This window comes from Cyanobium sp. T1B-Tous, from assembly GCF_024345475.1.
Taxonomy (GTDB): domain Bacteria; phylum Cyanobacteriota; class Cyanobacteriia; order PCC-6307; family Cyanobiaceae; genus Cyanobium_A.
In genome coordinates, this window is the sequence record NZ_JAGQBE010000024.1 from 1 (window position 1) to 22,667 (window position 22,667).

The 22,667-nt window shown below is 67.8% G+C and carries 24 protein-coding genes and 1 tRNA gene; 11 read left to right on the top strand and 14 right to left on the bottom strand.

The window, feature by feature from the left end; genetic code table 11:
• The coding region (locus tag KBY71_RS07300) for a proton-conducting transporter membrane subunit (protein WP_261354695.1) at positions 1–1,113 on the bottom strand (1,113 nt) is incomplete at its 3' end.
• A gap of 213 nt (positions 1,114–1,326) precedes the next feature.
• Between KBY71_RS07300 and KBY71_RS07305 the strand changes: the two genes are divergently transcribed.
• The gene (locus KBY71_RS07305) at positions 1,327–1,581 is read left to right on the top strand and encodes a hypothetical protein (RefSeq protein WP_254928278.1); all 255 of its coding nucleotides are present in this window, start codon (positions 1,327–1,329) and stop codon (positions 1,579–1,581) included.
• A gap of 3 nt (positions 1,582–1,584) precedes the next feature.
• Here the strand turns inward: KBY71_RS07305 and KBY71_RS07310 are convergent, their stop codons facing one another.
• Entirely contained in the window at positions 1,585–2,205 is a 621-nt protein-coding gene (locus KBY71_RS07310) for a DedA family protein (protein WP_254928311.1), read from the bottom strand.
• A 152-nt stretch (positions 2,206–2,357) separates the two neighbouring features.
• On the opposite strand from KBY71_RS07310, the gene KBY71_RS07315 reads away from it, so the two are divergent.
• From KBY71_RS07315 to KBY71_RS07330, 4 genes are all read left to right on the top strand, one after another.
• Complete coding sequence (locus KBY71_RS07315; protein WP_254928279.1) at positions 2,358–3,764, top strand: potassium transporter TrkG; 1,407 nt, start codon at positions 2,358–2,360, stop codon at positions 3,762–3,764.
• Positions 3,765–3,774: 10 nt separating this feature from the next.
• Complete coding sequence (locus KBY71_RS07320) at positions 3,775–4,479, top strand: TrkA family potassium uptake protein (protein WP_254928280.1); 705 nt, start codon at positions 3,775–3,777, stop codon at positions 4,477–4,479.
• A 55-nt stretch (positions 4,480–4,534) separates the two neighbouring features.
• Complete coding sequence (locus tag KBY71_RS07325) at positions 4,535–5,236, top strand: GAP family protein (protein WP_254928281.1); 702 nt, start codon at positions 4,535–4,537, stop codon at positions 5,234–5,236.
• A gap of 78 nt (positions 5,237–5,314) precedes the next feature.
• Positions 5,315–7,126 carry an SLC13 family permease gene (locus tag KBY71_RS07330; RefSeq protein ID WP_254928282.1) on the top strand — a complete coding sequence of 604 codons (1,812 nt, stop codon included), beginning with the start codon at positions 5,315–5,317 and terminating at the stop codon, positions 7,124–7,126.
• 33 nt (positions 7,127–7,159) lie between these two features.
• On the opposite strand, the gene KBY71_RS07335 is transcribed toward KBY71_RS07330, so the two are convergent.
• The 8 genes from KBY71_RS07335 to KBY71_RS07370 form a co-directional block, all read right to left on the bottom strand.
• Positions 7,160–9,940 (bottom strand): cation-transporting P-type ATPase, encoded by a 2,781-nt coding sequence (locus tag KBY71_RS07335; RefSeq protein ID WP_254928283.1) that lies wholly within the window; start codon positions 9,938–9,940, stop codon positions 7,160–7,162.
• An 83-nt stretch (positions 9,941–10,023) separates the two neighbouring features.
• The gene (locus KBY71_RS07340; RefSeq protein ID WP_315858535.1) at positions 10,024–10,770 is read right to left on the bottom strand and encodes an amino acid ABC transporter ATP-binding protein; all 747 of its coding nucleotides are present in this window, start codon (positions 10,768–10,770) and stop codon (positions 10,024–10,026) included.
• Positions 10,767–12,014 (bottom strand): amino acid ABC transporter permease, encoded by a 1,248-nt coding sequence (locus KBY71_RS07345; protein ID WP_254928284.1) that lies wholly within the window; start codon positions 12,012–12,014, stop codon positions 10,767–10,769. The genes KBY71_RS07340 and KBY71_RS07345 overlap by 4 nt, the downstream gene beginning before the upstream one ends.
• Position 12,015: 1 nt before the next feature.
• The gene (locus KBY71_RS07350; RefSeq protein WP_254928313.1) at positions 12,016–12,957 is read right to left on the bottom strand and encodes an ABC transporter permease subunit; all 942 of its coding nucleotides are present in this window, start codon (positions 12,955–12,957) and stop codon (positions 12,016–12,018) included.
• Between the two features lie 83 nt (positions 12,958–13,040).
• Positions 13,041–14,102: an amino acid ABC transporter substrate-binding protein gene (locus tag KBY71_RS07355; RefSeq protein ID WP_254928285.1), complete on the bottom strand. Its 1,062-nt coding sequence runs from the start codon at positions 14,100–14,102 to the stop codon at positions 13,041–13,043.
• A gap of 64 nt (positions 14,103–14,166) precedes the next feature.
• Positions 14,167–15,441, bottom strand: a complete 1,275-nt coding sequence (locus KBY71_RS07360; RefSeq protein ID WP_254928286.1) for an MFS transporter — start codon at positions 15,439–15,441, stop codon at positions 14,167–14,169.
• Positions 15,442–15,443: 2 nt separating this feature from the next.
• On the bottom strand, positions 15,444–16,100 hold the full coding sequence (locus KBY71_RS07365) for a DedA family protein (protein WP_254928287.1): 657 nt from the start codon (positions 16,098–16,100) through the stop codon (positions 15,444–15,446).
• On the bottom strand, positions 16,097–17,164 hold the full coding sequence (locus KBY71_RS07370) for a calcium/sodium antiporter (protein WP_254928288.1): 1,068 nt from the start codon (positions 17,162–17,164) through the stop codon (positions 16,097–16,099). Before KBY71_RS07370 ends, KBY71_RS07365 begins: the two co-directional genes overlap by 4 nt.
• 124 nt (positions 17,165–17,288) lie before the next feature.
• On the opposite strand from KBY71_RS07370, the gene KBY71_RS07375 reads away from it, so the two are divergent.
• Entirely contained in the window at positions 17,289–17,585 is a 297-nt protein-coding gene (locus tag KBY71_RS07375; protein WP_254928289.1) for a Nif11-like leader peptide family natural product precursor, read from the top strand.
• 138 nt (positions 17,586–17,723) lie between these two features.
• The gene (locus tag KBY71_RS07380; RefSeq protein WP_254928290.1) at positions 17,724–18,068 is read left to right on the top strand and encodes a hypothetical protein; all 345 of its coding nucleotides are present in this window, start codon (positions 17,724–17,726) and stop codon (positions 18,066–18,068) included.
• 428 nt (positions 18,069–18,496) lie between these two features.
• Here the strand turns inward: KBY71_RS07380 and KBY71_RS07385 are convergent.
• A tRNA-Leu gene (locus tag KBY71_RS07385) sits at positions 18,497–18,580 on the bottom strand.
• A 49-nt stretch (positions 18,581–18,629) separates the two neighbouring features.
• Here KBY71_RS07385 and KBY71_RS07390 point away from each other — a divergent pair.
• Genes KBY71_RS07390 through trpA form a run of 3 tightly spaced genes read left to right on the top strand, consistent with a single transcriptional unit; the run spans position 18,630 to position 20,088 of the window.
• Positions 18,630–18,887 (top strand): NAD(P)H-quinone oxidoreductase subunit L, encoded by a 258-nt coding sequence (locus tag KBY71_RS07390; protein ID WP_396095090.1) that lies wholly within the window; start codon positions 18,630–18,632, stop codon positions 18,885–18,887.
• A complete protein-coding gene (locus tag KBY71_RS07395) occupies positions 18,884–19,225 on the top strand; it encodes a DUF3007 family protein (protein WP_254928291.1) in 342 nt (113 codons plus the stop codon). The genes KBY71_RS07390 and KBY71_RS07395 overlap by 4 nt, the downstream gene beginning before the upstream one ends.
• A gap of 47 nt (positions 19,226–19,272) precedes the next feature.
• Positions 19,273–20,088 carry a tryptophan synthase subunit alpha gene (gene trpA, locus KBY71_RS07400; RefSeq protein ID WP_254928292.1) on the top strand — a complete coding sequence of 272 codons (816 nt, stop codon included), beginning with the start codon at positions 19,273–19,275 and terminating at the stop codon, positions 20,086–20,088.
• A gap of 28 nt (positions 20,089–20,116) precedes the next feature.
• Here the strand turns inward: trpA and KBY71_RS07405 are convergent, their stop codons facing one another.
• Complete coding sequence (locus KBY71_RS07405) at positions 20,117–21,349, bottom strand: aminotransferase class I/II-fold pyridoxal phosphate-dependent enzyme (protein WP_254928293.1); 1,233 nt, start codon at positions 21,347–21,349, stop codon at positions 20,117–20,119.
• A gap of 136 nt (positions 21,350–21,485) precedes the next feature.
• Positions 21,486–21,707 carry a hypothetical protein gene (locus tag KBY71_RS07410; protein ID WP_254928294.1) on the bottom strand — a complete coding sequence of 74 codons (222 nt, stop codon included), beginning with the start codon at positions 21,705–21,707 and terminating at the stop codon, positions 21,486–21,488.
• A 152-nt stretch (positions 21,708–21,859) separates the two neighbouring features.
• On the opposite strand from KBY71_RS07410, the gene KBY71_RS07415 reads away from it, so the two are divergent.
• The gene (locus KBY71_RS07415) at positions 21,860–22,126 is read left to right on the top strand and encodes a YciI family protein (RefSeq protein ID WP_254928295.1); all 267 of its coding nucleotides are present in this window, start codon (positions 21,860–21,862) and stop codon (positions 22,124–22,126) included.
• Positions 22,127–22,175: 49 nt separating this feature from the next.
• Here KBY71_RS07415 and KBY71_RS07420 read toward each other — a convergent pair whose 3' ends face one another.
• Entirely contained in the window at positions 22,176–22,568 is a 393-nt protein-coding gene (locus KBY71_RS07420) for a c-type cytochrome (RefSeq protein ID WP_396095091.1), read from the bottom strand.
• Between the last annotated feature and the right edge of the window lie 99 nt (positions 22,569–22,667).

A 22,667-nucleotide genomic window follows, 5' to 3' on the forward strand; every position in this document is an offset into this window, starting at 1 on the left:
GATCACGATCGTGCCGATCGCCATCAGCAGCAGGGCCATCGGCAGCGGATACACCAGCAGCAGGTGGTCGGCCACGGCGGTGCCGCCCAGGCCCACGGCCACGAACAGCAGCCCCAGCCAGCTGCTCACCAGAAAGGAGAGGGCCCGCTTCACATCCACCTGGGCCAGGGCAATCAGCGAGGCCACCACGGCGGTGGAGCCGCCCACCACCACAAGCACCGCCTGCACGAAGGGACTGAGCTCCAGCAGGGGCTCCAACCGCAGCAGCACCCAGGCGCCGCCCACCACCACCACCGAATTGCGCAGCACGGTGGACGGCAGGGGGCTCTCCATCGCCTCATCGAGCCAGAGGTGCAGGGGGATCTGGGCGCACTTGCCCATGGGGCCAGCAATCAGGGCCAGCAGGATCAGCTGGAAGCCCATCGGCAAGGGGGTGCCGTTGTTGGTGAGATCGGCGGCCCAGCCCTGCAGGCCATGGAAATTCCAGGTGCCGGTCATCGGCAGCAGGGCGATCACCCCGGCCAGCAGGATCAGGTCGCCAATCCGCTTCGTGAGAAACGCATCACGGGCCCCCTTCACCACCAGGGGCTGGTTGTACCAGGTGCCCACGATCAGGTAGGTGCCCAGGGTGAGCAGCTCGAGGATCACGTAGCTGAAGAACACCGAATCGGTGAGCACCAGGGCGCAGAGGCCCGCCTCGAAGAAGCTGAGCGAGCCGAAGAAGCGGGGCCAGCCCCAGTCCATTTCCAGGTAGCCGATGGCGTAGATCTGCACCAGCAGGTGCAAGCCCGTGATCACCGCCATGGCGATCAGGGCCGGCTCGGTCACCAACCCGTCAAACCCAACCCGCAGGCCGGCGGTGTCCAGCCAGGTCCAGCCGAAGCTGATCGGCCGGTAGAGGGCCTCGGCACCGGCACGGGCGTTGGTGTGCAGGGCGGTGAGCGCCACCAGGCTGTGGCCGAAGGCCACAGCCACCATCAGCAGATTGAGGTAGCCACAGGGCCGCGGGCCAGTGCGGGAGATCAATCCCGGCGACCATGCGAGGGAGGCCACAGCCGCGAGCAGGGGATAGGCCGGAATGAGCCAGGCTGCCTGAAGCAGAAAGACGGTCATCGCGTCAACCAATCACGGGAGATCACAACAAAAATTCAATGGGAACCGGCGTATTCGCTTGGGGTGGAGCGAACCTTAGGGTCCGTAAAACGGAGTTGGGGCGTCCATCAGAAGGCATGGGCTATTGCCCTGAACAGCAGCGTTGATCAATCCCGCCAGCGCTCGGGTCCAGCACTGATCCGGCCATAATTCGCCCTTCACTGCCGCCCCCAGATGGCCTGCCCCAAGTGCGGCTGCCGCCTGCTCACCAAGGTGGGGAGCTCCAGAACGCTGCTGATCTGCGCCGACTGCGGCCATCCGCAGGCCCCCTCCCTGGAGGCAGGCGGATTTCAGTGGGGTCAACTGAGCAGCGTGGCCCTGCTGCTGGGGATTGCCGCCGTGGCCACGGCGCTCTCCTTTCTCTCCGATGCGGTCAGCCGTAACCCCTCCCCCCTAGGCCAACCGACCGGCGTGGAGCGCCGCGAGTAGCGGTTACTCCGCCTGCAGGCGCTGCCACACCAGCCGGACCACCCAGACCACCAGCCCCGCCGCCAGGGCCATGACCAGTCCTCGCTCGATCCCCTGGGCCCAGGGGGCGAGCCAGCCCTGCACCTGTTCGTAGCCCTGGCCCAGGGCCTTCCCGGCGAGGGTGAGCAGCAGGGTCCACACCAGGCTGCCGGCGGTGGTCCAAAGCAGGAAAGGCCCCTGGGGCATCCGCTCGATCCCGGCCGGCACGGACACCAGGGTGCGCACCCCTGGCACCAGCCGGCCCCAGAACACCAGGGCCGAACCATGGCGCTGGAACCAGTCCCGGCTCCTGGCCAGCTGCTCGGCCCGGATCCCCAGCCAGCGTCCCGGCCCCTCCACCCACAGGGCCAGCCTGGGTTCGGGGATCAGACGGCCGATTCCGTACCAGAACCAGGCCCCCAGCACGGTGCCCAGCAACCCGGCCAGCACGGTGGGCACAAGGTCGAGACGGCCCTGGCCCACCAGATAGCCGGCGAAGGGCATCACCACTTCGGAGGGAATCGGGGGAATGAGGTTTTCCAGCAGCATCACCAGGCCCACCGCCAGATAGCCCATCGCTGGGCTGGCCTCCACCGCCTGCCCCATCAGCTCGGGCAGCCCCCCAATCCACTCCTGGGTCAACACGGCTGGATCAACACAGCGGGCACCACGGTGTGCGTCCAGGGAAATCCCCGACGGAGAGGGTGCTTAGGCTAGGGACGAGCAGGTTTTCCCCCACCCACCGCCAGCTGATCCGCGTGCTTTCTGGTCTCACCCGCACCCCTTGGAGCAGCCTCCAGAAGTGGCGCCAGCAGCTCACCGTGCCCCAGTTCACCCTGGTGACGGGTGCTCTGGTGATTGCCATCGGCACGGTGGTGCTGGCCAGTCCGCTCTGCTCCACCGACGACGTGGGTCTGTGGGAGGCCCTGTTCACGGTGACCTCAGCGATCACCGTGACCGGCCTCTCGATCATCGACATCAGCCGCGATCTCACCGGCTTTGGCCAGGTGACCCTGGCGGGGCTGATCATCACCGGCGGGCTGGGGCTGATGGCGATCACCACCTTTCTGCAGGGGTTCGTGCAGGGCCGCTCCGGCCTGCGCCACCGGCTCGACAAGGGCCGGGCCCTCGATGAATTTGGGGTGGGCGGCATCGGCCCCACCTTCAACAGCATCCTGATCACGGGCTTCTGCGTGATGGGGCTGGGCACGGTGGTGCTCTACGCCTTCGGCTTCACCGACATCGGCAATCCCCTGGAGCGCCTCTGGGCCTCCCTGTTTCACTGCATCAGCGCCTACAACAACGCCGGCTTCGGCCTCTGGAGCGACAACCTGATCCGCTACCGCGACAACCCGGTGGTGAACGGGGTGATCGCCTCGATGATCGTGGTGGGCGGCATCGGCTGGCGGGTGATCAACGACCTGTGGAGCAACCGCAAGCGCCTGCAACAGCTGCGCCGGCTCAGCCTGCACACCCGGCTGGTGGTGCGCAGCACCGCCCTGCTGATCGTCTTCGGGGCCCTGGGGCTGCTGTTCACCGAGCACTTCGCCGCCGGCGGCGTGATGGAGAACCTGGCCTGGTGGCAACGGATCCAGGTGACCCTGTTCCAATCGATCACCGCGCGCACCGCGGGCTTCAACACCGTGCCGCTCTCGATTCAGACCTTCTCCGATGCGGGGCTGCTGCTGCTGATCGTGCTGATGTTCATTGGCGCCAGCCCGGGCGGGACCGGCGGCGGCATCAAAACCACCACCTTCGCCACCTTGATGGGAGCCACCCGCTCCACCCTCCAGGGGCGCGAGGAGGTGGTGATTCATCGCCGCCAGATTCCGGACACCGTGGTGTTGCGGGCCGTGGGGGTGACCCTGGCCTCGGCGCTGTTCGTGATCCTGATGGCCCTGCTGCTGGGCATCGGCCCCACCACCGCAGGCGAACCCACCCGCACCAGCTTCAACTTCCTCGAAAAGCTGTTCACCTGCATGTCGGCCTTCGGCACCGTGGGGCTCGATCTGGGCGTGACCGCCCAACTCAACCGCTGGGGCCAGCTGGTGCTGATGGTGGGCATGTTCGTGGGCAGACTGGGCATCCTGCTGCTGCTCTCAGCCATCTACGGCAACCGGCCCCAACCCCGGGTGGGCTACCCCCGCGAAGAGCTCTACATCTGAGATCCAACCGATGACCAACTGGTGGCACTGGAATGCTTCGGAAGGCGCCGTCAAGGGCGGCTTCGCCGTGATCGGGGTGGGGCGCTTCGGCTCGGCCGTGTGCAGCGAACTGATCAAGGCCGGGGCTGAAGTGCTGGCGATCGATGCCAGCCAGCGGGCCATCGATGAGCTGCGCCAGATCGACCCCGCCATCGAAGCGCGGGTGGTGGATTGCACCGACGAGGAGGCCCTGCGGGCCGCCGGCGTGCTCGATATGACCACGGTGGTGGTGGCCATGAGCGAACCGATCGAAGCCAGCGTGACCGCCACCCTGATCGTCAAGGACAGCCCGGGCAGCCAGGTGAAGCAGGTGATCGCCCGCGCCACCAGTGATCTGCACATGAAGATGCTGCAGCGGGTGGGGGCCGATCGGGTGGTGTTCCCCTCGAAGATGCAGGGTCACCGGCTGGGCATGGAGCTGGTGCGCCCCAACCTGCTGGAGCGGCTGCGCCTCGACGACCGCAACAGCATCGAGGAGATCCGGGTGCCGGCGGCCTTCATCGGCCAGTCGCTGCGCGACATCAACCTGCGCAAGAACTACAACGTGAGCGTGCTGGCCGCCGGCCCCGACAACCAGCTCACCGTCAACCCGCCCGCCTCCCACGTGCTCGAGGCGGGCGAACTGCTGGTGGTGATGGGCGCCAGCGAAGCCCTGGCCCAACTGCCCGGCAGCTGAAGGGCGCCACGGCGGGGCTGGATCTCTGACAGCCTGCACACGATCGCGGCAGTGCATGCTTCCCTTCCACTGGCTCACCCAGACAATTGCCCTGGGCCTGGGGATCTCCTTCAGTCCAATCAACATCGCTCTGGTGGCGCTGCTGCTGCTGGGAACCCAGCCCCTGCGCCGCTGTTGCACCTTCCTCGCCGGTTGGATGTTGGCCAACGGTGGGGCCCTTGGGCTAGTGGTGGCTGTGGGGGGTCGCCTGAGCTGGGCGATGCACCTGGGCAGCCGCGGCCAGATCCTGATGGATCTGGTCGGTGCCGGGGCGCTGGTGGGGTTGGGGCTGTTCCAGCTCACCCCAGCGGTGACCATCGGCGAAGAGAACTGGGCCATGCAGCTGATGGCCAAGCTGCCTGAACTGGGGGCGGGACCGCTGCTGGCCCTGGGGGCGGGATGTGCCCTGGTGAGCCCGGAAAACCTGGTGTTCTACGTGAAGGAGGGCGGCATGCTGCTCACCAATCACACCAGCCTGCGCGGCGATTTGGAGGTGGGCGGGGTGTTTGTGGCCATCACCACGTCCCTGCTGTTGCTGCCGCCGCTGCTGTGGCTGCTGGGAGGCGAACAGCGGCTGCGGGCCCCGCTCACGACCCTCAACGACTGGCTCGTGCACCGGGCCGAATGGCTGGTGGGGGTGTTCGCCCTGGTGCTGGGGGTGTATCTGGGCTGGCAGGGCCTGGAAGGCCTGCACCAGATGACGGTGGTGAGCGCCTGAGGCGCCGCAGCAACGGGGAAACTACAAATCTCCGACTATGGAACCGTACAATCCGGTTCTGACCCGTTCTGTTCTGCTGTGAACGCGCTCCTGCAGGCCTCCCTCCAGCCCGGTGCCCTGATCACCCTGGCGGTGCTGGTGCTCTCGGTTGTGCTGTTTGTATGGGGCGTGATCGCCCCGGAGGTCACCGGCCTGCTGGCGGTGGGGCTGCTGATGGCCACCGGAGTGCTGAAGCCGGGCGAGGCGCTGGCGGGATTCGGCAGCCCAGCCCTGCTCACGGTGATGGCCCTGTTTGCCCTCTCGGCTGGCCTGTTCCGTTCCGGAGCCCTGGATCGGCTGCGGGGGCTGATCGGCTCGGATGCCGTGCGCTCTCCCAAGCGCATGATCGTGCTGTTGTCGGCCGTGGTGGGGCCGGTCTCGGCCTTTGTGCCCAACACGCCGATCGTGGCCTCCCTGCTGCCGGTGGTGGAGGGCTGGTGCCAACGGCGCGGCATCGCTCCCTCCAAGGTGCTGCTGCCCCTGTCGTTTGCCACCGTGCTGGGCGGCACCATGACCCTGCTCGGCAGCTCGGTGAACCTGCTGGCCAGCGAAGTGAGCGAAAAACTGGGCTATGGCGCCTTCGGGCTGTTCAGTTTCACCGGCATCGGCATCGGCGTGTGGCTGGTGGGCAGCCTGGTGATGGCCCTGCTCTCGGATCGCTTCCTGCCCGACCGCGGCAGCAATGACGACGACCTGGTGTCGAACCTCTCCGCCAGCGGCTACCTCACCGAGGTGATGATCCCCGCTGGATCTGAGCTGGTGGGCCAGTCGCTGCACAACAGCCGGCTGCAGCGCCGCTTTGACGTCGACGTGCTGGAGCTGCACCGGGGCCAGGAACGCTTCACCCCACCGCTGGCCGACCGGCCCCTGCGGGAAGGCGACCGCCTGCTGCTGCGTTGCACCCGAGCCGATCTGCTGCGGCTGCAGCAGGAGCACACCATCGTGCTGGCCCCCACGCCGGAAGGCGCCAGCGAGAACGCCGACACCGTGGCCGGCAGCCAGCGGATGGTGGAGGTGTTGCTGCCCTCGGGCTCCAGCCTGGCCGGGGGATGCCTGCGCGACCTGCGCTTCCGCCAGCGTTACAACGCCACGGTGCTGGCCCTGCGCCGCGGCAACGCCGTGCTGCGGGAACGCCTGGGCAAGGCCATGCTGCGGGAAGGGGATGTGCTGCTGATCCAGGGGCCCAAGGACGCGATCCGCGGCCTGCAGGCCAACAACGACCTGGTGGTGCTGGAACAGCTGGAAGATGACCTACCCACGGTGAGCCGCAAGCGGCTGGCCCTGGCGATCGCCGTGCTGGCGATCCTGTTGCCGGGGCTGGGGCTGATTCCGCTGGTGGCCTCGGTGCTGCTGGCCACCGTGGCCATGGTGGCCACCGGCTGCCTGCGCAGCGGCGAACTGCAGCGCTCGATCCGGCTCGATGTGATCCTGCTGCTGGGCTCCCTGGGCAGCTTCAGCGTGGCGCTGGAGAAAACGGGCCTGGCGGAAGCCATGGCCAAGGGCCTGTTGAGTGGCTTGCACGGTTGGCCGATCTACTGGGCCCTGGCGGCGGTATTTCTGTTCACCACCCTGCTCACCGAGGTGATGAGCAATGCCGCCACGGTGGCCATGCTGATCCCGATCGTGGCCAAGCTCGCCATCGGACTGGGCGTAGCTCCGATGGCGATGATCTTCACCGTGTTGTTCGGCGCCAGCCAGAGTTTTCTCAGCCCGGTTGGCTACCAAACCAACCTGATGGTGTTCGGGCCAGGCCGCTATCGGTTCCTGGATGTGGCCCGCTACGGCCTGCCCCTCACGGTGGTGATGACCCTGCTGGTGCCCCTGCTGGTGGGCCGGCAATTCGGGCTCTGATCAAGCCAGAGCCCGCATCAGCCAGGCCCCGCATCAGTCCGTGGTGGCATCGGAGGTGCGATGCCGCCACCACAGGCGCAACACCTTTTCGGCCTCCAGATAGACGAAGAAGATCAGGCTGACGCCCACACAAACGCCCAGATCCGACGCCGACAGGGGCACGGTTCCAAAGAATTTGGCCAGCCAGGGCACATAGAGCAGCAGCAGCTGCAGAGCACTGGTGAGGATCACTGCCCAAAGCAGGGCAGGATTGCTGAAGGGGTTGACCTGGAACAGGGGACGGTCACTGCGGGCCGAGAGGGCGTGGCCCATCTGGGAGAGACAGAGGGTGGTGAACACGATGGTTTTCCAGGGGCCATTGGGCCCCGCGGTGCGGTAGCTCCACACCATCAACACAATCACGATCAGGGCAAACACCACCCCCACCCGCAGGATGTAGCGGCCAATGCCCCGGGCAAAGATCGATTCCCCGGGGCGGGCAGGCTCCCGCTGCATCAAGCCGTCTTCTGCAGGCTCTAGCGCTAGGGCCAGGGCCGGCACGCCGTCAGTCACCAGATTCATCCACAGGATCTGGAGGGGAGTCATGGGCACCCCCAGAACGCCCAACAGGGGAGCGGACGCAATCGTGATCAATTCACCCACGTTGCTGCCGAGGATGTATTTGACGAAGCGGCGGATGTTGGCGTACACCAGCCGGCCTTCCTCCACCGCACTGACGATGGTGGCGAAGTTGTCATCGAGCAGCACCATGTCGGAGGCTTCCTTGCTCACCTCCGTGCCGGTGATGCCCATGGCCACACCGATGTGGGCCTGCTTCAGGGCAGGGGCATCGTTGACGCCATCGCCGGTCATGGCCACCACCTGGCCGTTGGCCTGGAGGGCCTTGACGATCCGCAGCTTCTGCTCGGGCGGCACCCGGGCATAGACGCTGCAGCGGGCCACAACCGCCCGCAGCTCCTCATCACTGCAGGCTTCCAGCTCCCGGCCAAGCACCACTTCCCCATCGAGGGTGGTGAGGCCGATGCCAGCGCCGATGGCCCGGGCGGTGAGCGGGTGGTCGCCTGTGATCATCACGGGGCGAATCCCGGCCCCACGGCACACGGAAACAGCCTCCGTGACCTCCGGACGGGCCGGATCGAGCTGGGCCATCAGGCCCAGCAGCACCTGACCACTGAGGTCCTGCTCTGGGCTGGGGTGGTTGGGAGCGCAGGCGAACGCCAGCACCCGCAATCCAGAGGCCGCCAGACCCTGGGCCTGATCGAGCCACCACTGACGCTGGTCGCCGCTGAGGGGCACCACACCGGAGCCGTCCACCCAACGGCTGCAGTTGGCGATGATCACCTCCGGGGCACCCTTGCTGATCAGCAGCTGGTGGGAGCCCTGGGCCAGGGAACCCAGGGGAGCCTGCAGGCTGCCGTCCTGGTCTTCCACCCACACGGCCATCAACTGCCGCTCCGAGCTGAAGGGAATCTCGGCCTGGCGCGGATAGCGCTGCCGCACGGCGAAGTCATCGAAATCGGCCTTGCCGGCCACCACGGCCAAGGCCCCTTCAGTGGGATCGCCGAGCACCTCCCAGCGGCCCTCGCCGTCCTGGCGCAGTTCGGCATCGCTGCAGAGCACACCGGCCTGCAGCAGCAGCTCCTGAAGGCCTGCCGGGGAACCGGCAACCGCTCCGGATGGGGCCGCCAGGGCCGTTGCCGTGAACGCACCGGTGGGCACATAGCCCTGGCCCGTGACGGCCACCGCCTCGGTGCCGATCCGCAGCTCCTGAACCACCTGGCGGTTCTGGGTGAGGGTGCCGGTCTTGTCGGAACAGATCACGGTGACCGAGCCCAGGGCTTCCACCGCGGGCAAACGGCGAATCAAGGCTGCCTTTCGCACCATCCGCTGGGTGCCGATGGCCAGGGTCACGGTGATCACGGCGGGCAGGCCCTCCGGCACGATCGCCACCGCCATCGACAGCGAAATCTCGAGCAGGTTGAGCGGGTCCTGGCCCAGCAGCAAGCCCAGGCCCACCACCACGGCCACCAGGGCCAGGGAGCTGCCCACCAGCACCTTGGCCAGGCCATCCAGCCGCTCCTGCAACGGGGTGCTCTCCCCACCGGCGGTGTTGATCAAGGTGGCGATCTGCCCCAGTTCGGTGGCCATGCCCGTGGCGGTCACCACCGCCACCCCACGCCCGCGCACCACCTCGGTGCCCTGGAACAGGCAATTGAGGCGCTCCAGCACCGGCGTGGCAGCGTCCAGCAACAGCTCGGCCCGCTTGAACACCGCATCCGATTCACCGGTGAGAGCGGCCTCCCGCACCCCCAGGTCGGCGGTTTCCAGCAGCCGGGCATCGGCGGGCACCCGATCGCCAGCCTCGAGCCGGATCAGGTCTCCCGGCACCAGCTCATCGCTGGAGAGCCGTTGCCACTGGCCATCGCGGCGCACCTGCACCAGTGGCTGGGCCAACTCCCGCAGGGCCAGCAGGGCCTGCTGGGCCCGACTTTCCTGCAGATACCCCAACAGGCCGTTGAGGCCCACGATCAGCACAATCGCGATCGCATCTTTAGGGAATTTCTGCTCCACATAGGCCACCCCAGCGGAGACGGCCGCCACGGCCAGCAACATGATCAACATCACGTTGCTGAACTGATCCCAGAGGATCTGCCAGTTGCTGCGGCCCGCCGCCAGCTCCAACCGGTTCGGCCCCACCTCCTCCCGGCGGCGGGTCACCTCCGGGGTGCTCAGTCCGCCCGCTGGGCTCTGGAGCTGCTCGAGAGCGGCATCGCCTGGGAGTGCATGCCAGGCCAGCGTGGAAGGGGAGGGCAAGGAACCTATGCCACATAGGAATGGGCTGAGGTTAGGCGCCCCCCGTGAACGCAGCCCGAGCTGTTCTGGACGGCGGATCGAGCTCAGCTGATCTGGCTCAGGAACTGGCGGCTGCGCTCGTGCTGGGGATCGGTGAAGAACTGCTCAGGCGGCGCACTCTCCACCACCACCCCGGCATCCATCAGCACCACCCGGTGGGCCACCTGGCGGGCGAAGCGCACCTCGTGGGTCACCACCACCATGGTCATGCCATCGCGGGCCAGAGCCTGCATCACCTCCAGCACCTCCTGCACCATCTCGGGATCGAGGGCACTGGTGGGCTCATCGAACAGCAGGATGCGGGGCTCCATGCAGAGGGAGCGGGCAATCGCCACCCGCTGCTGCTGGCCACCGGAGAGCTGGCCCGGGTACTTGTGGGCCTGCTCGGCGATCCCCACCCGCTCCAGCAGGTCCAGGGCCCGGCGTTGCACCTCCGCCTTGGGCAGCTTGCGCACCAGCACCGGCGCCAGGGTGAGGTTCTGCAGCACCGTCAGGTGCGGGAACAGGTTGAACTGCTGGAACACCATGCCCACCTCGCGGCGGATGGCGTCGATGTGGCGCAGATCGTCGCTGAGGGTGATGCCGTCAACGCTGATCGACCCCTTCTGAAAATCCTCCAGGGCATTGAAGGTGCGCAGGAAGGTGCTCTTGCCCGAGCCCGAGGGCCCCATGATCACCACCACCTCCCCCTGCTCCACGGTGAGATCCACCCCCCGCAGGGCGTGGAAGCCATTGGGATACCACTTCTCGACCCCACGGGCCTCGATCATCACGGCGTCGGAGCGGGTCATCGCGAAGGGGTGACGTTGGAGGGGGCAGTGGGGTTGAGGCGGGTTTCCAGGGCACGGCTCCCCAGACCCAAGGCGGCGCAGCAGCACCAGAACAGCACGGCCAGCACCAGGTACACCTCGGCATTCCGGCCCAGATACGCCGGGTTGGCCATCACCGTACGGGCCGTTCCCAGCAAATCCAGCAGGCCAATCAACGACAGCAAGGTGGTGTCCTGCAGCAGGGAGATGAACTGCCCCACCGTGGCGGGCAGGGCCACCCGCAGGGCCTGGGGCAGCACCACATGGATCAGGGCCTGGGGCATGGGCAACCCCAGGGAGCGGGCCGCCTCCAACTGACCCGCAGGGATGGCGGCCAAACCGGAACGCACCGCCTCCGCCACGTAGGCGGCCGCAAAGAAGGTGAGCACCCAGGCGGCCCGCCACACCCGATCGGGCGCCAGCCCACCGGGCAACAGAAAGCCCAGGATGTTTTGGCCCAGGAACAGCAGGGTGATCAGGGGCGCCCCGCGCACAAACTCGATGTAGAGCACCGAGCCCCAGCGCAGCAATGGCAGGTTGCTGCGGCGCCCCAGGGCCAGCAGCACGCCCAGGGGAAAGCAGAGCAGGATCGAGAACGTGGCCATCAGCAGGGTGAGCAGCAGCCCACCCCAATCGGAGGGCGCCACCCGCACCAGGCCGAGCCCGCCACTGATCAACACCATGCCCAGCAGGTAGAGCAGGGGCCAGATCAGCGGCATCCAGCGACGGGCCGACGCCGGGATCGCGGCGCCCCAGCGGCCCGCAGCCCAGCGGGCCAGGAGCAACAGGCCCGTGATCGCCCACCAGCGCAGCTGGATGGGCAGGGCGAGCTGGAGGGCCATCGGCCGCCAGAGGGCAAGCACCACCAGAATCGCCACCGCCCAGCGGTCGTTGCGGGGCCAGGCCCGCGCGGAGGCCCCCGAGCGGGGCAAGGCCCGCAGCAGCCCCCAACTGAGCCCGGTGGCCAGGGCCAGCAGGGTGGTGAGCAGCCAGAGGCGCCACTGCTGCTCCAGCGGGTAGCGACCCACCGCAAACAGCGTGCTGTTGGCGCTGATCACGGTCCACTGGGCCTGAACCAGCACCCACTTGGCCAGGCCCAGGCCCACCGCCACCAGACCACCGATCAGGCCGATCGAAATCAGCCCATCGACGCGGCTGGCGAACAGCTCCCGGCGCAGCCGCTGCCAGGGCCCAGGGCGCACCATCACCGGAGACACAGGCGCCATCTCAGCGCTCCCTCAACTGCACCAGGCCGTTGAGCCCGTTCATCAGCCCTGAGATCACCAGATCGATCACCAGGTAGGACCCCAGCAGAATGACTACCACCTCCACCGCCCGGCCCGTCTGGTTGAGGGTGGTTTCCGCCACGGAGTAGAGGTCGGTGTACCCGCAGGCCACCGCCAGGGAGGAACTCTTGGCCAGGGAGATGTACTGGCTGTTGAGGCCCGGCACGATCACCCGCAGGGCCTGGGGCAGCACGATCCGGGTCAGGGTCTGCAGGGGGCTGAAGCCCAGGGAGTTGGCGGCTTCCCACTGGCCCTTGGCCACGGACGCCACGCCGCCTCGCACCACCTCGGCGATGAAGGCTCCGGTGTAGATCACCAGCCCGGTGAGCAGGGCCGCAAATTCCACCGTGATCCGCAGCGGCGCCGTCCAGACGCCGTTGATCAGCTGGGGCCCCTGCCACTGCCACGCCGGATCAAACCAACTCAGGTAGAGGCCCGCTTTGGCCAGCACAACCCCGGGAAGCTGCAGGGCCGCCGCCCCGTTGGGGAGGGCCAGAAACACCACGAAGTACCAGAACACCAACTGCAGCAGCAGGGGGATGTTGCGGATCAGCTCCACATAGACCCTGGCGAGACGGCGCAGCAATCCATTCGTGCTGAAGGAGGCGGTGCCCACGAGGGTGCCGAGCACGGTGGCCCCCACCAGCCCCGCCAGCACCACCTTGAGGGTGTTCGCCAGCCCCGCGAGCAGGGCACGCCAGTAGGGCATGGCGGCATCGAAGGGAATCGCCGTTTCGGCGATCTCAAATCCGGCGGGATTGCCCAGCCAGCTCCAGGTGAGCAGCAGCCCGGCCTGGGTGAGATTGCGCACCAGGTTGCCCAGCAAAAAGGCCACCAGAACGAGCACCACCAGCCCCACCGCCGCCTGGATCAGCCAGGGCATCAGGCGGCGATGGCGCCACCAGGGCGTCACCACAGAGGGCGTGACTGCAGAAGGCGTGACCGCAGAGGCGCGCACGGGCTGGCTCAACGGAAGGGCGGCGCATAGATCAGCCCGCCCTGGGTCCAGAGACGGTTCACACCGCGCTCCAGCTTCAGCTTGGACTTCTGGCCCAGGTTGCGCTCGAACATCTCGCCGTAGTTGCCCACAGCGCCAATCGCCCGCACCACAAAGTCTGCGGGCAGCCCAAGCTGGCGGCCGAAGTCACCTTCCACCCCGAGGAAGCGGCGCAGGTCGGCCTGGTTGGGTTTGGCCTTGGCCTCGGCAACCTTGGCCGCCACGTTGGCCTGGGTGATCCCCATCTCCTCCGCCTGCATCAGGGCGAAGAGGGTCCAGCGCACCGCGTCAGCCCAGGCCGGATCCCCATTGATCGTGGCCGGCGTGAGGGGCTCCTTGCTCATCACCACGGGCAGCACGGTGTGGGCCTCCGGCTGGGGGAAGGTGCTGCGCTGGGCCGCCAGCTGGGAGCGGTCGGTGCTCACGGCCGCACAGCGCCCACTGAGGTAGGCGGTGTACATCTGATCGAGGGTCTGGAATTTGAGCGGGGTGTAGGCAATGCCCTGCTCCCGCATCCGATCGGCCAGGTTGAGCTCGCTAGTGGTGCCGCTGGGAACGCACACCGGCTTGCCGGCCAGGGCCTTGAGATCAGCCAGGCCGCTGGCGGCAGGCACCATCACCCCCTGGCCGTCATAAAAGGTGGTGGGCGCAAAGCTCAGCCCATTGCCCCCGGCCGCATCCCGGCTCAGGGTCATGGTGGTGTTGCGGGCCAGCAGGTCGACCTCGCCGCTGGAGAGGGCCGCAAAACGCTCACTGGGATTGAGATCGCGGAACTCCACCTTCTCGCCATCCCCCAGCACCGCAGCCGCCACGGCCCTGCAGGTGTCCACATCAAGGCCGACATAGCGGCCGTCTGAGCCCAGATAGCCAAAGCCCGGCAACTTGCCATCGGTGCCACAAATCAGGCTGCCGCGAGCCTTGACGGTGGCCATCTTCTGGCTCTGAATCCCCCCGCCCTCGCTGGCACAACCCACCAGGGTCAGCACACTGACCAGGGGGAGTGCGGTGGCAAGTCTGCGCAGCCAACCCATGGGGCCCCAACGGAGGTTTGGCGCAGTTTGCCAGCAATCGCGGGGGAAGGGACCGGGATGGCCGTCAGGGGCGGGGGCGGGTCTGCAGGGCCCACCAGGCCGGCAGGGCAAACAGACAGCAATAGAGGGCCGGCCCCCACTGCCAGCCCCGCTCCTCCAACAGCCAGCTGCACACCACGGGAGCGGTGCCCGCAAACAGGGCCATCGCCAGGCTGTAGGCGATCGAAAACACCGTGCAGCGCTGCCGCACCGGCACCCACTCCACCGCCAGCACACCCTGGGCCCCCATGGACAGCATCACGGGCAACACCCCCAGCAGCTGGCCCATGGCCAGGCCGCTGGGGCCGGCCAGCTGCACCACGGGCAAGGCGATCGGCGTCGCCAGGGCCAGCAGCAGGGTGCCGAGCCGGTTGACCGGCAACTGGCCCCAGCGATCCGCCAGCACGCCGCCCAACAGCACCAGGGGCAACCCCAGGGTCTGGATCACGGTGGAGGTGGCATTGGCCTGGGCCAGGCTGGAGCCGGCCTGGTGACCGCTGTAATCCACCAGGTAGACAAACAGCACGTAAAACACCACGTTGGCGAAGGACACCAACGCGATGATGCGCAGCACCAAGGGCCCCTGCTGACGCACCTCGGCCAGCCGGCCCCCCATGGCCCGCAGCAACCGAACCGCACCAACGGGCTGGGGATCGCGGTGGTGGGGCTCCAGGGTTTCCGGCATGCGCCGCCGCATCCACAGGCCCAACAGGGCCACCAGACCTCCCAGGGCGAAGGGCAGCCGCCAGCCCCAGGCGTCCATGGCGGCGTCGCCGAGGGCCCGAGCCAGCAGGGCCACGGTGAGGGAGCCCAGGCTGAACCCCACCAGACCACCGGCGGTGGCCAGGCTGGCCAGCATCCCCTGCTGACCCGGGCGGGCCGCCTCGGTGGCGTAGGTCATCGAACCGGTGAATTCACCGCCCACCGAAAACCCCTGCACCATGCGCAGGCCCAGCAGGGCCAGCCCGGCACCCGCCCCCCATTGGGCATGGGTGGGCAACAGGGCGATCAACAGGCTGGCGGCGCCCATCAGCACGATGCTGAGGCTGAGCATGTTGCGGCGCCCGAGCAGGTCGCCGATCGGGCCGAGCACCAGGCTGCCCACGGGCCGCATCAGATAGCCCACCGCAAACACACCGAAGGCGGCCACGGCCTGCAGGCCCGGATCCTCGGCGGGGAAAAAGGCATGGCCCAGGGGGGTGGCCACGTAGCCGTAAACGGCAAAGTCAAACCACTCGAGGGCATTGCCCAGCAGGGCCGCCAGGGTGGCGGCGCGCCGCTGCTGGGGGGTGAGGTCCATCGCTAGGGACCGTCACCGGAATCGAGTTGGCGGCGCTCCCACCAGGAGAGCAGCTTGGGCAGCAGCAGCACCAGTGAAACCAGCAGCAGCGCGCCGAGCCCAAACTCCAGCACCCCTTCAAGCATCCGATCCAGGGGCACCCAGCGCCCCCCGAGCCAGGCCAGGCTCACCATCGTGGAGGCCCACAGCACCGCGCCGGCACAGTTGCAGATCAGAAAGCGCCGGTAGGGCATGCCCACCGCACCGGCCATGGGGCCAGCCACCACCCGCAGCACCGCCACGAAGCGGCCCAGGAACACCGACTTGCCGGCATGGCGCAGGAACCGCAACCGGTAGCCCTCTAGCTGCTCCGGGGATTGGCGCAACAGGCCCCCCATCCGCAGCAGCAAGGGCCAACCGGCCCGTCGCCCGATCCAGTAGCCCAGGCTGTCGCCAATGATCGCCCCGCCGGCGGCGGCAGCGATCACCCCCAGCACCTGCAGCTGACCACTGCCCGCTGCATAGCCGCCCAGGAGGGTGATGGTTTCTCCCGGAAGGGGAAGGCCAGCGCTCTCCAGCAGCATGGCCACAAAAATCACCCCATAGCCCCAGGTTTGGAGCAACTCCTGGAGGCCGGTGGTGCTGAGGGATGGAACAACACTGCTGGCCAGAAGGCTCATGCGTGCCGTTGCTGACGCCAGCGCAGGGTTTGCCACACCAGGAAGACCAGCACCAGCGGCACCACCACCACCAACGCCACCAAGCGGAATTCATCCACCGCCGAGGTCACCGTGTTGGTGAGCACCTGTTCCACCAGGTAGAGGCCATAGAGACCCACCAGGATTCCGCCCTCCAGCCGGGTGATCACCCCATTGGTCCAGAAGATGGGCAGGCAGGCCAGGGTCGTGAGCACCATGATCGGGAAATCGCGGTTCACCATCACCGGATCCACCGTGAGACCGGCGCCGCCGGAGGCCACACCGCAGAGTCCCAGGATCACCAGCTGGTTGAGCAGGTTGCTGCCCACCACGTTGCCGATGGCCAGGTCGGCCTTGCCCCGGTAGGCCGCCACCAAAGAGGTCACCAGTTCGGGCATGGAGGTGCCGGCCGCCACGATGGTGAGACCGATCACGGTCTGGCTCACCCCCAGGGCGACGGCCGCCGTGGTGGCACCTTTCACCAGCACCTGGGATCCCACCACCAGCAGCACCAGGCCCCCCGCCAATTTGGCGCCAGCCACAGGTGGGGTGGCCCGGTCGTTGTCGTCGATATCGCCGGCCTCATCGGGGTTCTCCCCGGCCGTGCGCATCTCCCACACGAGGTTGATCACGGTGCCCACCAGCAGGGCGACACCGGCCTGCCAGGTGAGGCGGCCGCCGGAGGTCATCCCCCACACCGCCATGGACACCCCCAGCAGAAGGGGCACATCGCGGCGCACCAGCCGGCTCTTCACCCGCAGGGGCACCACCAGGGCACTGAGGCCCAGCACCACCAATACGTTGAAGATGTTGCTGCCCACGATGTTGCTCACGGCGATGTCGTCGCCGCCCTGAATCGTGGAGATCAGGCTCACGAACAGCTCCGGAGCGCTGGTGCCCAGCGACACCACCGTGAGGCCGATCACGATCTGGGGAATCCCCAGCAGCAAGGCCAGGGCGGTGGAGCCGCCCACAAACAATTCGCCACCGCCGAAGAGCAGCAGGATGCCCACGATGATCTCGATGGCACTGGGCAGAAGGGTCATCGCTCTAAGACGCGGGTCGAGCAGGTTGTGGCGCGATTCTGAACGGTCGCCCGGCCCAGGGTGATCGCTGGGCGGGTCGGCCCTAGCGTGAGCTCTCCCTTCCGCGCCGCGCGAGGCACCTGTGATGGATCTGGACGCCAACCCCAGCGCCGAACCCGGCAGCCAGGCCAGCGAGCTGGAGGCCCTGTTCAGCTTTCTGGGCCGCATTCAGCAGGATCAGAACCTGCGCGACCAGCTCAACGAGGTGATCACCGCTCCGGATGTGGTGGCCATCGGTGCGGCGCACGGCTTCCAGTTCCAGGCCGCCACGCTGCTGGGGCTGTTCGAACGCTGCAATGAGGCTCCCCTGGCCCGCCAGGGGTTGATGGATGAAAAGTTGATCCGGGTCTACCTGCAGCGGGAGCGCCTGCAGGCGCCCTAGCCCACCCCGTCAGCCCCACATCCAACACCGCCGATGACTGTGTCGCCATCCCCGTCGCCATCCAGCAGTGAGGAGCTTGGAGCGTGCCTGGAGGCCTGGCGTCAGCGGATTTTGGATTGGGCCGCCGATGGCAGCCTGGTGAGCGCGTCCGTGCACGCCCTGGGTCTGGGCGAGCCTCCGGAGGCGTTGGTGAGCCTGGCCGAGGCGCTGGCCCAGGGAGACTTCCGGGGCCTGCCGGCCGTGGAGCTCCTGACCGACGACGACTTGCCGGGCGCCAGGAGCCATTTCTCGGACAGCCGTCAGACGATTTACCTGAATGCCAGCTGGCTGGGGGGATGCCCCCAGGACCAGGTTCTGGAGGAACTCACGGTGCGCCTGGGGGAACACCTGGACGTGCTGTTCAACACCTCGGACACCCCGGGAGATGAGGGGCGGCACTTTCAGGCGCTGCTCAGCGCTGGCCGAGCAACTCCTCCCAGGTAAGCGGCTGGGAAGCCGGCCGCCCTTGGGGGCGTTGGTGCAGCGGGCAGCTGGGGCCGCTGGAGCGCCCGGCAGGGCGGGACGACCAGGACGTGGTCACGGACAGGGATGTCGGGGAAAAGAAAGAAGACATGGACGGTTCAACAGATATGGATTTCGCACCGGAGGACTGCCATTCCTCCATGGGGAGGAATCACACAAGACAGTCCGGCAGGACAGTCAACTGGACATTGATCGGCCTGGAAACCTGGCTCGATCGTCTGACTTGAGAGACCTCCCCAGGAAGCGAAGGGGATGCAAGGTGCTGGGACCGACGTGCGCGGGCTCGAAACCCGCCGGCTTCTGCCGGTTGTGCAGATCTTAGACCGAAACGCGGATCTGGAACGCGAATGGGCCGCGAACCTGTGGCCCTAGGCCTGACAGAACGCAAGTGGGGGCAGGGGGACTTGAACCCCCACAACGTCGCCGTCTGCGGATTTTAAGTCCGCTGCGTCTACCAATTCCGCCATGCCCCCAGCCAAGACATCCTAAATTCAGCGCACCCCCATCCCCCGCAGGCCCGCCGTGCCGCTGCCCGGATTTCTCCAATCCATTCCGCAGGACACCCTGCTGGTGCTTGCCGGCTACGCGGTGCTCGGAGGCACCTACCTCGTGGCGGTACCCCTGCTGCTCTACGCCTGGATGATCAAGCGCTGGACGGTGATGGGCAAGCTGGAGCGCTTCGGGGTCTATGGGCTGGTGTTCCTGTTCTTCCCCGGCCTGATCCTGTTTTCCCCCTTCATCAATCTGCGCATGGCAGGCCAGGGTGACCTGCAGCCATGACCAATGGGAAAGCTCTGCTGCTCGCCCTGGGCGTCTTCGGCCTGGGTGCCGCTGGCTATGGACTGTTCCAGCTGGGGGGCTTTGAAGGCTTCTCCGCCGGCATCGCCGCATCGGCCCTGCTGATGGTGCTGGTGCTGGCCTGGACGGGCAGCTACCTGTTCCGGGTGGTCACCGGCCAGATGACGTTCATCCAGCAGCGCCGCACGTACCGGGAGGCCTACGACGCCTTCACCACCGACGCCCTACAGCGCAAGTTCGACGCCCTCAGCCCCGAAGAGCAGGAGCGCCTGTTGCGGGAGACCGGCCAGCTCGGGGACGCGCCCCCTGGTGAGGCATAGGCTCACTGGCCCAAGCCGTGCCCGCTGCTGTGTCTGCCACTGCTGCTGTGTCTTCCGCCCCCACCCCGATCCAGCAGCGATTCTCCGCCCTGCGCCAACAGGGTCGCTGCGCCCTGATGCCCTTCCTGATGGCGGGCGATCCGGATCTGGCCCACACCCGTTCCTGCCTGCTGGCCCTGGAAGCCAACGGTGCCGACCTGGTGGAGCTGGGCATTCCCTACAGCGACCCCCTGGCCGATGGCCCGGTGATCCAGGCCGCCGCCAGCCGGGCCCTGGGCGCCGGCACCACCCCGGCCCGGGTGCTGGAGATGCTCAGCTCCCTCAAGGGCGAGCTCACCATTCCGGTGGTGTTGTTCACCTACAGCAACCCCCTGCTCAACCGGGGCATGGAGGCCTTCTGCGCCGCCGCCGCCGCCGCTGGAGCCGCGGGCCTGGTGGTGCCCGACCTGCCCCTGGAGGAAGCCGAAAAACTCTCGGCCATTGCCGCTGCCGCCGGCCTTGATCTGGTGTTGCTGGTGGCCCCCACCACTCCAGCCGAGCGCATGGGCCGGATCCACCACGCCAGCCGCGGCTTCACCTACCTGGTGAGCGTCACGGGCGTGACCGGGGTGCGGACCAGCCTGGAATCCCGGGTGGGCCCCCTGGTGGGCCAGCTCAAGGGCCAGGGCGACACCCCCGTGGCGGTGGGCTTCGGCATTTCCGGGCCCGAGCAGGCCCGTCAGGTGCGCGACTGGGGTGCCGACGGAGCGATCGTGGGCAGTGCCCTGGTGAAGGTGATGGCCGAAGCCCACGGCCAGCAGGGCGACGTGGCGGCGGCCGCGGGCCGCTTCTGCGCCGAGCTGCGGGCTGCCCTGGACAGCTGATCCCGGCCAAGCACCCGGCGCCGGGTGCTCAAGCCAGCAGGGCTCCCACCCCACGGAACAGCCGGTCGAGGGCTTCGGCCAAGTCGGCGGCGTCGAGCATGCCGTAACTGAGCCGCAGCACCGGCCCCCCACAGCCAGCCTCCAGCCCGAAGCTCTCGCCGCTGAGGGCCGCCACCCGGTGCTCGCGCACCAGGCGGCGCATCAGGGTGTCGCCACTGAGGGAGCCGGCGGCGGCACCATCCAGCTGCAAGAGGGCATAAAAGGCCCCATCGGGCTCGGCCAGCACGCGCACCGGCAGCCCCTGGGCCTGCTGGGTGGCCACCGCATCCAGCAGCTGCTGACGCCGGCCGGCCAGGCCCGCCAGGCGCGGCGCGCACCAGGCCGGGCCCGCAGCCAGAGCGGCTCGCGCCGCGTGCTGGGTGAGCCGCGGCGGACAGATCAGCACCGTGTCCTGCAGCTTATGCAGCGCCGGCAGCAGGGCAGCGGGCACCGCCATGTAGCCCAGCCGCCATCCGGCCATGCCGTAGGCCTTGGACAGGGAGTGCAGCGACACCGTGTGGGCCGCACTGCCGGGCAGGGAACCCGCACTCCAGTGGGGTTCACGGCCGTGCACAAACAGCTCGTAGGCCTCGTCACAGATGTGAAACAGGCCGTGCAAGCCGCAGAGCCGGTTGATCGCGGCCAGCACTGGCGCCGGAATCACCACCCCACTGGGGTTGTTCGGCGACACCGTGACGATGGCACGGGTGCGCGGTGTGATCGCCGCCGCCAGCCGCTCGGGATCGGGGATCGCACCCCCCTCCACCAGCACCGGCACGGCACCGGCCAGCTGCACCGCCATCACGTGGTTGAAGTAGTACGGGAGCGGCAGGATCACCTCGCTGGGCTCCCCGGGCGGCCCCTCGGCGATCGCCTGGACCACGGCATGGAAGGCCATGTTGCTGCCGGCGGTCACCAACAGCGCCGCGCCCTCAAGCTCCAGCCGGTTGTGAGCCGCCAACTTGGCGGCGATCGTCTCCAGCAGCTGGGGGTCCCCCTGGAGGGCCCCATACCGGTGCAACTCCGGGCCCCCGGCGGCCAGGGCCGCCGCCACGGCAACGGCAACGCTCTCGGGGGGATCCCAGTCCACCATGCCCTGGGCCAGGGACAGGGTGCCAGGGGTGTCGCGCACCAGGGCCGCCAGCTCGGGAATCACCGGGCTGAGCACCGCCTGCAGCCGCCGCGCCGGCCCCGGGGTGTGCACGGCGATGGGCTGGATCACGGCTGGGAATGGGTTGGGGGCGCCCCTGACGGAGCGCCCGGTGCCGCCGGTTTGGAACAGTGCGGGAGCTGGTGGCCGCTTCCCGACCTCGGCAACACTTCACCCCTAGCTACGGACTCCACCAGTGGCAAGTGGCTCAGGGGTTGTATTTGGCCGTGGTCTGCTTGACGCAGATGGTCTTGGCCTGATCGAGGCTCTGACCTTTCTTGAGCATCCCGTCGGCGATACAGCCGCAGGTGTCATTCACCATGCCGGCAGGCGGGGTTTTCCCGGCCTTTTTGAAGTCGTCCTGCATGGCCTGGGAACACTTGCCCACGATGATCTGCTGCATCATGTTGGCGTGGGCAGGGGCTGCCATCAGGACGGCAGAGACGAGCAGAAGGGTGGGGCGAAGCATCGGAAGGGAAAACACAAACAGGGCCAGCAGGCATCACCTTCCAACCCCTGAACAGTCCTACCACCAGCCACCAAGCCCCTACCCTCAGAAGCCACCCACCTCCCGACACCCGCATGCGCTTTGTGCTCTGGGGCACCTACTGCGACAACGCGCTGGACAAGCGCACCCCCTACCGGGAGGAACACCTGGCCGGACTCCAACAACTCAAGGACGCCGGCACCCTGATCACCCTGGGCCCCACGGAGGGCAGCACCCACGTGTTTGGGATCTACGAGGCCGAAACCCTCGAGCAGGTGGAGTGCTTGGTGAAGGGCGATGTGTACTGGCGCCATGGCATCTGGACGGCCGTGCAGGTGTATCCCTGGATCCAGGCCTTCTGAGCAGAGACGGGGGAGCGGGACCGTGCTCCTGGGAAGCACGCCAGAGCGCTCAGCTCTTGGGCCAATCCAGCTGGGCCTGCTGCCACACATAGAGAGCAACGGCCTCCGGGCCTGCTTCTCCGAGCACGGCTCCATAGGCCGACATCTGGCCCTGACCGCCGGCGGCAATGGCCGCAATCTGCTCCGGCCCGGTGATGCCGTTGCGTTCGAGAGCCGCCAGGCGGAGGGTTTTGCCGCGGCGAATGATGTTGCCCCCATTGACGTGACAACCCACGCAGTGCTGCTCAAACAACCCAGCTCCAGCCGAGAGCTCGGGGGCCGACGCCGCCAGGGCCGGAACGGGACCGAGCAGCAGGCCGATCACCCCCAGGACAGCCGTCAACAACACCGCCAGAACGGGGGCCGCGGGGCGGGCCCGCATCCGTTGCCGCATGCCAACCATCCGTCAGAACAGCTGACAGTCTGGGCCTCGGCGGTCACAAAAAACCCCCGGTCCAGCCGGGGGTTGCATCGAAACTGGAGGGCTCCGGTGGCGCAGCCT

Coding starts and splice junctions, on each gene's coding strand:
- KBY71_RS07305 (WP_254928278.1), top strand. CDS start 1,327: ATGGCCTGCCCCAAGTGCGGCTGCCGCCTGCTCACCAAGGTGGGGAGC.
- KBY71_RS07310 (WP_254928311.1), bottom strand. CDS start 2,205: ATGGGGCAGGCGGTGGAGGCCAGCCCAGCGATGGGCTATCTGGCGGTG.
- KBY71_RS07320 (WP_254928280.1), top strand. CDS start 3,775: ATGACCAACTGGTGGCACTGGAATGCTTCGGAAGGCGCCGTCAAGGGC.
- KBY71_RS07325 (WP_254928281.1), top strand. CDS start 4,535: ATGCTTCCCTTCCACTGGCTCACCCAGACAATTGCCCTGGGCCTGGGG.
- KBY71_RS07340 (WP_315858535.1), bottom strand. CDS start 10,770: ATGACCCGCTCCGACGCCGTGATGATCGAGGCCCGTGGGGTCGAGAAG.
- KBY71_RS07345 (WP_254928284.1), bottom strand. CDS start 12,014: ATGGCGCCTGTGTCTCCGGTGATGGTGCGCCCTGGGCCCTGGCAGCGG.
- KBY71_RS07350 (WP_254928313.1), bottom strand. CDS start 12,957: ATGCCCTGGCTGATCCAGGCGGCGGTGGGGCTGGTGGTGCTCGTTCTG.
- KBY71_RS07355 (WP_254928285.1), bottom strand. CDS start 14,102: ATGGGTTGGCTGCGCAGACTTGCCACCGCACTCCCCCTGGTCAGTGTG.
- KBY71_RS07360 (WP_254928286.1), bottom strand. CDS start 15,441: ATGGACCTCACCCCCCAGCAGCGGCGCGCCGCCACCCTGGCGGCCCTG.
- KBY71_RS07365 (WP_254928287.1), bottom strand. CDS start 16,100: ATGAGCCTTCTGGCCAGCAGTGTTGTTCCATCCCTCAGCACCACCGGC.
- KBY71_RS07370 (WP_254928288.1), bottom strand. CDS start 17,164: ATGACCCTTCTGCCCAGTGCCATCGAGATCATCGTGGGCATCCTGCTG.
- KBY71_RS07375 (WP_254928289.1), top strand. CDS start 17,289: ATGGATCTGGACGCCAACCCCAGCGCCGAACCCGGCAGCCAGGCCAGC.
- KBY71_RS07395 (WP_254928291.1), top strand. CDS start 18,884: ATGACCAATGGGAAAGCTCTGCTGCTCGCCCTGGGCGTCTTCGGCCTG.
- KBY71_RS07410 (WP_254928294.1), bottom strand. CDS start 21,707: ATGGCAGCCCCTGCCCACGCCAACATGATGCAGCAGATCATCGTGGGC.
- KBY71_RS07415 (WP_254928295.1), top strand. CDS start 21,860: ATGCGCTTTGTGCTCTGGGGCACCTACTGCGACAACGCGCTGGACAAG.
- KBY71_RS07420 (WP_396095091.1), bottom strand. CDS start 22,568: ATGGTTGGCATGCGGCAACGGATGCGGGCCCGCCCCGCGGCCCCCGTT.